The sequence below is a fragment of the bacterium genome, assembly GCA_021372775.1.
In the GTDB taxonomy this organism is placed as follows: domain Bacteria; phylum Acidobacteriota; class Polarisedimenticolia; order J045; family J045; genus JAJFTU01.
This window is the reverse complement of the sequence record JAJFTU010000059.1, coordinates 1-9,982: the sequence shown is the minus strand read 5'-3', so window position 1 is coordinate 9,982 and position 9,982 is coordinate 1. Positions and strand designations below refer to the sequence as shown.

Annotated in this window: 10 protein-coding genes; 1 reads left to right on the top strand and 9 read right to left on the bottom strand. The window is 74.5% G+C overall.

Annotation, left to right across the window (positions count from 1 at the left end; translation table 11 throughout):
* From LLG88_02440 to LLG88_02420, 5 genes are all read right to left on the bottom strand, one after another.
* Positions 1-752 (bottom strand): cation diffusion facilitator family transporter (locus LLG88_02440; GenBank protein ID MCE5245767.1); only part of this gene is annotated, 752 nt, incomplete at its 3' end.
* A complete protein-coding gene (locus LLG88_02435; GenBank protein MCE5245766.1) occupies positions 749-1,810 on the bottom strand; it encodes an alpha/beta hydrolase in 1,062 nt (353 codons plus the stop codon). The genes LLG88_02440 and LLG88_02435, both read right to left, overlap by 4 nt.
* Positions 1,811-1,812: 2 nt before the next feature.
* Entirely contained in the window at positions 1,813-4,230 is a 2,418-nt protein-coding gene (locus tag LLG88_02430) for a Smr/MutS family protein (GenBank protein MCE5245765.1), read from the bottom strand.
* Positions 4,220-5,323, bottom strand: a complete 1,104-nt coding sequence (locus LLG88_02425; GenBank protein ID MCE5245764.1) for an AI-2E family transporter — start codon at positions 5,321-5,323, stop codon at positions 4,220-4,222. Before LLG88_02425 ends, LLG88_02430 begins: the two co-directional genes overlap by 11 nt.
* Positions 5,320-5,940, bottom strand: coding sequence for a CDP-alcohol phosphatidyltransferase family protein (locus tag LLG88_02420; GenBank protein ID MCE5245763.1), 621 nt, complete (start codon positions 5,938-5,940; stop codon positions 5,320-5,322). The genes LLG88_02425 and LLG88_02420 overlap by 4 nt, the downstream gene beginning before the upstream one ends.
* Before the next feature lie 155 nt (positions 5,941-6,095).
* Between LLG88_02420 and LLG88_02415 the strand changes: the two genes are divergently transcribed.
* A complete protein-coding gene (locus LLG88_02415; GenBank protein ID MCE5245762.1) occupies positions 6,096-7,649 on the top strand; it encodes a PilT/PilU family type 4a pilus ATPase in 1,554 nt (517 codons plus the stop codon).
* 112 nt (positions 7,650-7,761) lie between these two features.
* Here LLG88_02415 and hfq read toward each other — a convergent pair whose 3' ends face one another.
* The 4 genes from hfq to LLG88_02395 form a co-directional block, all read right to left on the bottom strand.
* Positions 7,762-7,992 (bottom strand): RNA chaperone Hfq, encoded by a 231-nt coding sequence (gene hfq / locus LLG88_02410; protein ID MCE5245761.1) that lies wholly within the window; start codon positions 7,990-7,992, stop codon positions 7,762-7,764.
* A gap of 7 nt (positions 7,993-7,999) precedes the next feature.
* Positions 8,000-8,956, bottom strand: coding sequence for a tRNA (adenosine(37)-N6)-dimethylallyltransferase MiaA (gene miaA / locus LLG88_02405; protein MCE5245760.1), 957 nt, complete (start codon positions 8,954-8,956; stop codon positions 8,000-8,002).
* Positions 8,953-9,252 carry a hypothetical protein gene (locus LLG88_02400; GenBank protein MCE5245759.1) on the bottom strand — a complete coding sequence of 100 codons (300 nt, stop codon included), beginning with the start codon at positions 9,250-9,252 and terminating at the stop codon, positions 8,953-8,955. The genes miaA and LLG88_02400 overlap by 4 nt, the downstream gene beginning before the upstream one ends.
* Positions 9,249-9,982, bottom strand: a 734-nt coding sequence (locus LLG88_02395; GenBank protein MCE5245758.1) for a hypothetical protein, incomplete at its 5' end; no start/stop codon positions are given. The genes LLG88_02400 and LLG88_02395, both read right to left, overlap by 4 nt.

The following is a 9,982-nucleotide window of genomic DNA, read 5'->3' as shown; positions in this document are numbered from 1 at the left end:
AGCTCCTCGAGGTCGAGGCCGCGCGGCGTCGCCTCGACGAGGACGTGGAACACCTCGACGACGAGCGAGAAGCTGCCGCGCAGCACGAGGCCGCAGACCAAGAGCGACGCCAGCGGGTCGAGGTACGGCCCGAACCGCGTGCCGGAGAAGAGCGCGGCGAGGACGACGGCGAGCGACGCGGAGGCGTCCTGCACGAGATGGAGCACCGCGGCGCGCAGGTTGAGGTCGGCGTGGTCGTGGCCGCGCAGCAGCAGCACGGAGAAGCCGTTGCCGGCCAGCGCGACGAGCGCGACGAGGAACATCGCCGTCGCGTGCGGCGGCTCCGGCGCCTGCAGCCGCTTCAAGGCCTCGACGGCGATGAACCCGGAGACGACGAGCAGCGCGAGGCCGTTGATCAGCGCGGCCATCGCCTCGACCCGCTTGAAGCCGTAGGTGAAGCGCGCGGTCGGCGGACGGCGGCCGAGGCGCCGCGCGACGAGGGCGAGGGCGAGGGCCGCGACGTCGCTCAGGTTGTGCAGCGCGTCGGCGAGGAGGGCGAGGCTGCCGGCGGCGATCCCGCCGACGATCTCGGCGACGGTGACGACGGCGTTGAGCGCGGTCGTGGCGAGGAGCCGCGCGTCGAAGCGGTCGCCGGCCGGCGCGTGGGCGTGCGGGTGGCCGTGCGCGTGGCCGTGGCGATGGCCGCGGCCCGCCGCGTCGTCGGACGCGCCGCCCGGCGCTTCCCCGCCCGCGCGGTTTCGCCCGAAGATCATCGCGTCGCCTCGGCCGCCGGCGCGTCGCGGCGCTCCTCGAGAAAGCGGGCCGCGGCGTCGGCGACCGCGTCGGCGCGCTCCCAGATCAGCATGTGCCCGGCGTCGGGCAGGACGAGCAGCCGCGCGTCCTTGATCCCGCGCGCCATCGCCTCCGCGGTCCGCGGCGGCACGATCTTGTCCTGCGCGCCGGCGACGACGAGCGCCGGGCTCTTCACCTCCCCGAGCCGGCCGTCGAGCAGGTTCTCGCCGGTCAGCGCGGAACGCCACAGGTCGCGGCTGCCGCGCCGGTCCTTGCGCACGTTGATCCAGAGCGCGAAGTCCGGCACGCGCGGCGGCCGCACGAAGAGCAGCGCGAGGTTGCGCCGCGCGCCGGCCACCGTCGTCGGCAGCAGGTCCTCGACCGGCGGCGGCGAGAAGAGCATCCCCGCCGGCGCGACGAGGACGATCGGCCCGGTCCGCGCGGGGCGCGCCAGCGCCTGCCAGGCGACGATCCAGCCGCCGAGCGAATGGCCGAGCATCGTCGGGCGATCGCCCATCCCCAAGGCCTTCGCGGCGTCGGCGGCGTACTTCCCGGCGTCGTCGATCGTCAGCGGACGGGGCCCGGCGGGGCTTCGGCCGCAGCCCGGCAGATCGATCATCGTCGCGCGGAAGCCGCGCGCGGCGAGCGCGCGCGCCAGCGGCATCATCGCCGCGCTCTCCGCGCCGAGGCCGTGCACGACGAGGATCGGCCGGCCGCTCCCGACGGAAGCCCAAGCGATCCGCGCGCCGTCCACCTCGACGAAGCCGGTGTCCGCTCCGGCGCGCCAGAGCGCGACGCGCCGCGCGAGATCGACGCCCCACTGCGGGTGGACGACGAGCGGCACGCAAACGAGCAGCAGCGCCGCGACCGCGACCGCGGCGACGCCGAGCGCGCGCCGCATCCACCGCGCCGCCGCCGACTCGCCGGGCCGACGCCGCAGCGGCGCAAGCAGCGCGGCGACGACGCCGAGCGGCGACCCGCACGACGAGCCGCGGAGCGCGCGGCGCCCCGGCGAAGGGTCGTCGCCGGCGCCGGACATCGTCAGGCCTCGTCCGCGTCCGGAAGGAGCTTGACGACCGTCGCGCCGCCGCCGCCTTCGCGCTCGCGGCCGTCGCGCCACGAGACGATGTCCTCGCGGCCGTCGAGGTATTCGCGCACCGCCTTCTTCAGCGCGCCGGTGCCGTAGCCGTGGACGATCCGCACCTCGGGCACGCCGGCGAGAAGCGCGTCGTCGATGTACCGCTCCAGCCCGGCGAGCGCCTCGTCCACGCGCTGCCCGAGGAGCTGCAGCTCCAGCGGCACCTCGCGCTCGCTCATCGCCGCCGCGACGCCGGCCGGCGCGCGGCGCACGTACGTCTTCGCGGCCGGGGCCGCGGACGCCGCCGGCGCCGTCCCCGCGGCGGAAAGCGGCCGCAGCTCCTCGATCGGCACGGTGAAGACCGCCTGGCCGAGCAGCGTCTCGACGCGCCGGCCGCGCACCGCGCGCACGACCCCCGCCTTGTTCAGCGAGGCGACGAAGACCTTCTCGCCCGCCTCCGGAACCCAGCCGGCCGGCGCCGGCGCGTGCCGCTCCGCCGCGGCCTCGGTGACGTACTTCGCGCGCAGCTCCTTCTCCCGCCGCGCGCGGTCCCGCTCCACCGCGCGGCGGTCCTTCGTCTCCGCCAGTTGGTCGAGCACGCGCCCCGAGTCGGAGCGGAACGACTTCATCAACTGCTCGACGCGCCGCTCCCACTCCGCGCGCCGCCGCTCCTCCGCCTCGCGGTCCTTCGCCGCGCGCTCCGCGGCCTCGCGGTCCAGCTCGCGCCGCCGCGCGACCAGTTCGGCCCGCTGGGTCTCCAGGTCCGAGGCGAGGGCGCGGATCGAGTCGAGCATCCGCGCCGCCTCGGCGCCGGACGGATCGAGCCGCCGCCGCGCGTCCTCGACGACCGCCGCGTCGAGCCCGAGCTGCGCGGCCATCGTCAGGCCGATCGACGCGCCGGCGACGCCGGAGACGAGCTTGTAGGTCGGCTTGAGCGAGGCGTCGTCGAAGTCGCACGCCGCGTTGAGCGCCCCCGGCGCGCGGTAGGCCCAAGCCTTGATCGCGGCGTGGTGCGTCGTCGCCACGACGAGCGCGCCCTTGGCCATCAGCCGCTCCAGCGCGGCCGCGCCGAGGGCCGCGCCCTCCGCCGGATCGGTCCCCGCGCCGATCTCGTCGAGCAGCGCCAGCGTGCCCTCCCCCGCGCCGTCGATCATCCGCGCGAGGTTCTTCACGTGGCTGGCGAAGGTCGAGAGCGCCCCCTCGATCGACTGCTCGTCGCCGATGTCGGCGTAGAGCCGCTCGGCGAGCGGCACCCGCGCCTCGACCGCCGGCAGCGGCAGCCCGGCGTGGGCCATCAGCGTCAGCAAGCCGATCGTCTTCAGCGCCACCGTCTTGCCGCCGGCGTTCGGCCCGGAGATCACGAGCACCCGCTTTTCGCGGGCGAGGTCCACGTCGAGCGGCACGACGGCGCGCGGCGGGTTCTCCGCGGCGAGCGCGCTCTCCAGCGCCGGATGGCGCGCCCCGACGAAGCGCAGGCCGATCCCCGGCGCGATGTCCGGCCGGCAGGCGCGCGCCGCCTCCGCCCAGTCGGCCGTCGCCTCGAGCAGGTCGAACCGCCCGAGCAGGTCGGCCGCGCGCGAGATCTCCTCCCGCCCGTCGCGCAGCGCCTCGGTGTACTCGCGCAGGATCCGCTCGACCTCCTGCCGCTCCTCCTCGCGCAGCAGGGCGAGCTGGTTGTTCATCTCGACCGTCTCCATCGGCTCGACGAAGAGGGTCTTCAGCGAATCGCTCTTGGCGTGGACGATCCCCGGCAGGCGCCGCGGGGCGTCGGTCCGGACCGGCACGACGAAGCGGTCGTTGCGCTGCGTGACGTAGCGGTCGCGCAGGACGTTCTCGGCCCAGTCCGACTTGAGCAGCCCGGAGAGGACCGTCTCCACCTGCTCCTTCAGCCGGCGGATCTCGGCCCGCGCGCGCGCCAGCTCGGGGCTGGCGTGGTCGGCGAGCAGCCCGTCCGGGCCGAGGTTGTCGATGATCGGATCGACCATCGCCGAGACGTCGGGCAGCGTCCGCGCCTCGGCGACGAGCTCGGGGAAGAAGGCCGGATCGAGCGCCTCGACCGCCTGCGCCGTGCCGCGCGCGACGGCGAGCATGTGGACCGTCTCGTAGATCGTGCGGCCGTCGAGCTGCTTCCCCGCGACCTGCAGCGCCTCGAGCGCGAGCCCCGGATCGGCGACCTCGGCGATCGGCAGCCGGCCGGCGCGCGCCCGCGCGGCGCGCATCTCGGCGACCAGCTCCTGCGCCCGCTCCACCGCGCCGGCGTCGGGCAGCGGCCGCAGCGCCCGCGCGAAGCCGACGCCCATCGGCGTCCGCGCGCGGGCGGCGAAGAGGGCGCGGATCCCCTCCCACTCCAGACGGTCGAGGACGGCCCGTTCAGCGCGCATCGCCGCTCTCCGGCGCCGCCGGCGCCCCCTGGTAGAGCCGCGAGTCCCGGTAGCGGCGCACCCCCTCGCGCACGAAGACGGAGATGGCCGCGGCCGCGGGCACGGCGAGGATGATCCCGGGGAAGCCGAACAATTCTCCGCCGACCATGATCGCGAGGACGACGACGACCGGATGGAGCCCGAGCGACGTGCCGAGGAGGCGCGGCGTGAGGATCCAGCCCTCGACGTTCTGCGTGACGATGAAGACGGCGAGGACGCCGACGAGCCGTCCCCACGACTGGTGCTCGAGGAAGTTCAGCGCGAGGGCGGGAATGATCCCGGCGGCGAGGCCGAGGTACGGGACCATGTTCAGCAGCCCGGCGGCGAAACCGACGAGCACGCCGAGCGGCGTGCCGAGCGCGGTCAGCCCCGCGGCGTACATCGCCCCCATCGAGAGGGCGACGATCAGCTGCCCGCGGAGGAACGAGCGGAGCACCGCGTCCACCTCGCCGCCGATCCGCGAGACCTCGGGGAGCGCGGGGCGCGGCACGAGCGCGGACAACGTCGCCTTCAGCTTCGGGAAGTCGACGACGAGGTAGTAGGCGATCACCGGCACGACGACGAGGTTGAGGAGCGCGACGATCAGTCCGGCGAGCGACGAGGTCACCTTGGCCAGCGCCGTCGCCGCCGACGTCGCGAGACGCGCCGCGTTCCCTTCCGCCCAGGCGACGAGCTTCAGCTTGTACGTCTCGATCTGCGCCTGATGGGACTGGATCCAGCCGGTCAGCCAGTCGGGCCAGGCCTTCGGGTCGAACGCCTTCTCCAGCTTGACCGAGTCGGCGAAGCGCGAGAGCTGGTCGGCGAAGACCGGCGCGGCGACGAGGAAGGCGCCGACGACCGCGCCGACCGCGGCGAGGGCGATCAGCGCCGCGCCGAGCGACCGCGGCACGCGCCGCCGCTCGAGCCAGGAGACGGCCGGCTCCAGCGCGTAGGCGATGATCAGCGCGGCGCCGAGCGCCCCGAGGATCGAGCGCAGGCGGAAGGCGAGGCAGCCCGCCGCGGCGAAGAGCAGCAGGCCGCCGATCCACTTCACGGCGGGCGGCAAACGGTTCAAGGCTGGTCCCCCCCTTCGTCGCGCGAACGCTGGGCGTGGCTGGTCCGCAACAGATAGGCGACGGCGGAGCCGACGCCGAACGCGACCGTCGCCACGGCGGCGATCGTCAGCGCGACGTTCGGCACGCCGTCCCAGACGTTCGCCAAAAGGTAGAGCGCGCCGGTCCCCATCTCGCAGGCGGTGGCCCACTTGCCGATCCGCAGCGGCGCGAACTTCGTCTCGCCGTAGGCGAGGAAGAGCCCCAGCGCGACGACGACGATCACGACGTCCCGCGCGACGACGATCAGCGTCAGCGCGGCCGGCATCGGGCGCGAAAGCTGAAAGTCGGGGAACGACCGCAGCGGCTGCGGCAGGGCGAGGATGACGTACGTCGCCAGCATCAGCAGCTTGTCGGCCGCCGGGTCGAGGTACGCCCCGAGGGCGGTCTGCTGGCCGAGGCGGCGGGCGGCGATCCCGTCGAGCCGGTCGGTGATCGAGGCCCCGACGAAGATCCAGAACGCCCACGCCGCGCGCCCGTTGAGCAGGGCGAGCGCGAACGCCGGCACGGCGGCGAGCCGAAGCAACGTGAGTTGATTCGCCAACGTCAGTTGGCGCAGGGCGGAGTCGATTCGCGACATTGTGACGACGATTCTAGCCCGGATTGCGGCGCAGTCCGCCCCCGCCGCGGCGCCGGCGGCGCGGGGGCGGTTGAGGCGAAAGGGGCGACGCCTTATGTTGTTCCCTACGGCCGGGCGCGCGGACGGTCACCAAGCGCGCCGGCGGAGAGGCGCACGTGGCGCAGGAGACGGATCCGCTCGTCCCCGAGACGACGCTGGACAGCTTGCCGGTCGGCCCGACGCCGAAGGCGCCGGAGGGCAAGTCCGGCCCGCCGCAGTACCCGCTCGACGACCTGCTGCGGTTCATGGTCCAGAACGAAGCCTCGGATCTGCACCTCAAGCCGATGCGGCCGCCGCTGCTCCGGCTGCGGGGGAAACTCGTCCCGCTGAAGGGGCCGCCGGTGCGCCCGGACGAGCTGGACCGGATCCTCCGCGGCCTGCTCACCGACCGGCAGAAGACGCAGCTCGAAGACCGGCTCTGCGTCGAGTTCGGCTACTCGCTCCCCGGCGTGTCCCGTTTCCGCGGCACGATCTTCTACCAGCGCGGCACGCTGGGCGGCGTCTTCCGCCGCGTGCCGTTCGCCTTCCCCTCGCTCGACGAATGGGGCCTGCCCGAGGTCCTGAAGCAGTTCGCGGAGTTCAAGCAGGGGCTGGTGCTGCTGACCGGCCCGACCGGCTCCGGCAAGTCCTCGACGCTCGCCGCGCTGCTGCGGGAGATCATCGCCAAGCGGCGGGTCCACATCGTGACGATCGAGGACCCGATCGAGTTCCTGCTGACCGACGACCTCGCCTCGGTGACGCAGCGCGAGGTCGGCACCGACACGCCGTCGTTCGCCGACGCGCTGCGCAACGCGCTGCGGCAGGACCCGGACGTGATCATGGTCGGCGAGAACCGCGACCTGGCGACGATGTCCACGACGCTCGCGGCGGCCGAGACGGGCCACCTCGTGCTGACGACGCTCCACACCAACTCCGCGGCGCAGACGGTGGACCGGATCATCGACCTCTTCCCCGCCGAGCAGCACCGGCAGGTGCGGCAGCAGCTCTCCACGGTGCTGCGCGCCATCGTCAGCCTGCAGCTCGTCGAGCGGCAGGACGGGCACGGGATGGTCGCCGCGGTCGAGATCCTGCGCGACTCGCCGCGCGTCGCCAAGCTGGTCAAGGACGGCGCGATCGCCGAGCTGGCGGAGGAGATCGAGAAGTCGGTCGCCTACCACGGCATGCAGTCGATGAACCAGTCGCTCGCCGCGCTGGTGATCAACAACGTCGTCACGCGCCAGAAGGCGCTCGAGACCTCCCCGAACCCGGGCGACCTCGACTTGATGCTGCGGAAGTTCTTCTTCGCCGCGGCCGGCGGCACGGACGCCCCCGGCCAGGAGGCTGCGATGCCGTCCGACGCCGACTACTCGCGCATCGCGCGCTTGCTGGAAATCGAGAAGCTCTACCAGGACCAGAACGAGCGGTTCAAGACCGAGATCCAGGACCGCGAGGAGCGGATCCGCGACCTGCAGACGCGGCTCAACGAGCAGACGCAGCGCGACGGCACGGTCGAGGACCGGATCCGTCAGCTCGAAGAGGAGCGGGACCGCGCGGCCCGCGCGCTCGAGGCGCAGCGGGTCGAGCTGGAGGCGAAGGTCGAACGGCTGCAGGCGCGGGTGCGGGAGCTCTCGCAGGCCGAGGCCGGCAAGGACTCCTCCTCCGGCGGGCGCAGCGGAATCTTCCGGCGCTGACCTGACTGCCCGAAGCGGCGCGGGGACGAAGGCCGGCGGGGGAGTCCCCGCCCCTCCCCTTCGCCGCGCGGACGGACCGGGCGAAAGGGTCGAGACTCCGGAGCGGGACGCGTCACTCGCGCGGGTGAACGTCCCGCGCGGGGCCGATCGTCGCGATCGCGTGCTTGAAGACGAGGTGGTCCTCGCCCGCGTGCTCGAGCAGGATCGTGAACCGGTCGAACCCCTTCAGCCGCCCGATCAACCGCTTCCCGGAGACCAGCCACACCGCCAAGAGACCGCCTTCGCGGCGGAACTTGGCCAGCATCGCGGCTTGAAAGTCTTTCTCTTCCGCGTTGTCGGTCATGGCCTGATTATACCGATGCGGCGTCCCGCGGGGGCGACGCAAACGCGGCTATCCGCGCCGCCAGTTCGTCGGCCAGCCCCGGCTTCCGCGCGTCGAACCACTCCATCCCCGGCTCCCCGCGGAACCACGTGAGCTGCCTTTTGGCGTACTGGCGCGTCGCGCGCCGCGTCTCGGCGACGAGCGCGGCCTCGTCGAGCGGCCCCTCCGCGGCGAGCGCCCGCAGGACCTCGCGGTAGCCGATCGCCCGCAGGGCGTTGGCCTCCCGCGGCACCCCCTCCTCCTCGACCAGCCGCCGCACCTCGGCCACGAGGCCGCGGGCGAAGAAGCCCGCCGCCCGCGCGTCGAGCCGCGCGTAGAGCTCCTCCCGCGGCAGCGTCAGCCCGATCTTCAGCGCCGGATACCGGTCGGGCCGCGACCAGCCGCCGTCCTGCAGCGCGGCGAGCGACGTCCCGGTCAGGAGCCGCACCTCGAGCGCCCGCGCCAGCCGCTGCCGGTCGTTGGGCGCGAGGCGCGCGGCGGTCCGCGGATCGAGCCGCGAGAGCGCGCGATGGAGGAACGGGACGCCGCGCCGCGCCGCGAGCGCGGCGAGCCGCGCGCGGAGCGCCTCGTCGCGCGGCGGCGCCTCGGCGACCCCCTTGAGGAGGCCGCGCAGGTAGAGCCCGGTGCCGCCGACGAGCAGCGCCGCGCGCCCCTCGGCGGCGGCCGCGGCGACCTCCGCTTCGGCGGCGCGCACGAACCGCCCGAGGTTGACGTCCTCGCGCGGATCGACCCAATCGACGAGCGCCCACGGGTGCCGCCGTTCCTCGCCCTCCGGCTTGGCGGTCGCGGCGTCGAGGCCGCGGTAGACCTGCAGCGCGTCGCAGGAGATCAGCCGGCACGGCACGCGGTCGGCGATCGCGCAGGCGAGCGCGGTCTTTCCCGTGCCGGTCGGGCCGACGAGCGCGACGAGCCGCGGCGCGCTCACGCGCCACCGAACGCGCGCAGCGCGAGCCGCGCGGCGACGAAGAGGAGCAGCAGCGCGACGGCGACGGCGAAGCCGAGCCGCTGATCGTCCCGCGCCGCGCCGGACGCCTCGCCCGCGCGGCCGTCGTTTCCGCGGCCGACGCCCGATCCGCGCCCCGCGGCCCCGCCTGCGCGGCCGACGCCCGATCCGCGCCCCGCGGCCCCGCCTGCGCGGCCGACGCCCGATCCGCGCCCCGCGGCGTCGTCGCCGCGGCGTCCGCCGCGCGTCGCGTCCTTCGCGCCCGCGGCCATCGTCATTCGGCCGGCAGGGCGACGAGCCCCGCGCCGGTGTAGTAGTGGGCGAGGATCGCGCGCACGTCGGCGCCGCGCTGCGCCATGCCGTAGGCGCCGTACTGGCAAAGCCCGACGCCGTGCCCCCAGCCGCGGCCGTGGAAGACGATCCGCCGCAGCGCGCCGTCCTTCTCCCGCTGGATGTCCATCGTGAAGAGCGTCTCCGGCAGGTCGATCGCCCGCGAGAAGCGGAACCCCTCGACCGTCGCCCGCCCCGCCGAGCCGCGCAGGTCGATCGAGGCGACGCGCCCCGAGCGGCCGCGCCGGGCGACGACGACGTCCTGCAGCGTCCCGACCGGCGCGAGGTCGGCCAGCTTCGCCTCGAGCGCCGCGCGGTCGCGCGCGATCGTCCAGCGGAAGCGCGGGCTGTTGCGGTCGTCGGCGCTCCCCTGCCGTTCGCGCAGCCCGAAGACGAGCGCGCGCTCGGTCGCCGGATCGCCGACGAAGACGACGCGGTCGCCGGGCAGCACGTCGAGCGAGCCGACCCGCCGCCAGAAGCCCGCGTTCTCGGCCAGCAGATCGACGAGATCCTGCTCGTAGACCAACTCGCGCGCGCCGCGGACCTGCAGGACGCGGCGCCGGCGCGCGAGGGCTGGTTCGTCGGCTACGCCGACGGCGTCGTGAAGGTGCGCGAGAAGGGGAACGGCGTCCGCGAGTTCGTCTACGAGCAGGACCTCGTCGATCTGCTGGCCGAGAA

Excerpts from the sequence above, each read along its gene's own strand:
- LLG88_02435 (MCE5245766.1), bottom strand. The coding sequence starts at position 1,810 with ATGTCCGGCGCCGGCGACGACCCTTCGCCGGGGCGCCGCGCGCTCCGC.
- hfq (MCE5245761.1), bottom strand. The coding sequence starts at position 7,992 with ATGACCGACAACGCGGAAGAGAAAGACTTTCAAGCCGCGATGCTGGCC.
- LLG88_02420 (MCE5245763.1), bottom strand. The coding sequence starts at position 5,940 with ATGTCGCGAATCGACTCCGCCCTGCGCCAACTGACGTTGGCGAATCAA.
- LLG88_02400 (MCE5245759.1), bottom strand. The coding sequence starts at position 9,252 with ATGACGATGGCCGCGGGCGCGAAGGACGCGACGCGCGGCGGACGCCGC.
- LLG88_02430 (MCE5245765.1), bottom strand. The coding sequence starts at position 4,230 with ATGCGCGCTGAACGGGCCGTCCTCGACCGTCTGGAGTGGGAGGGGATC.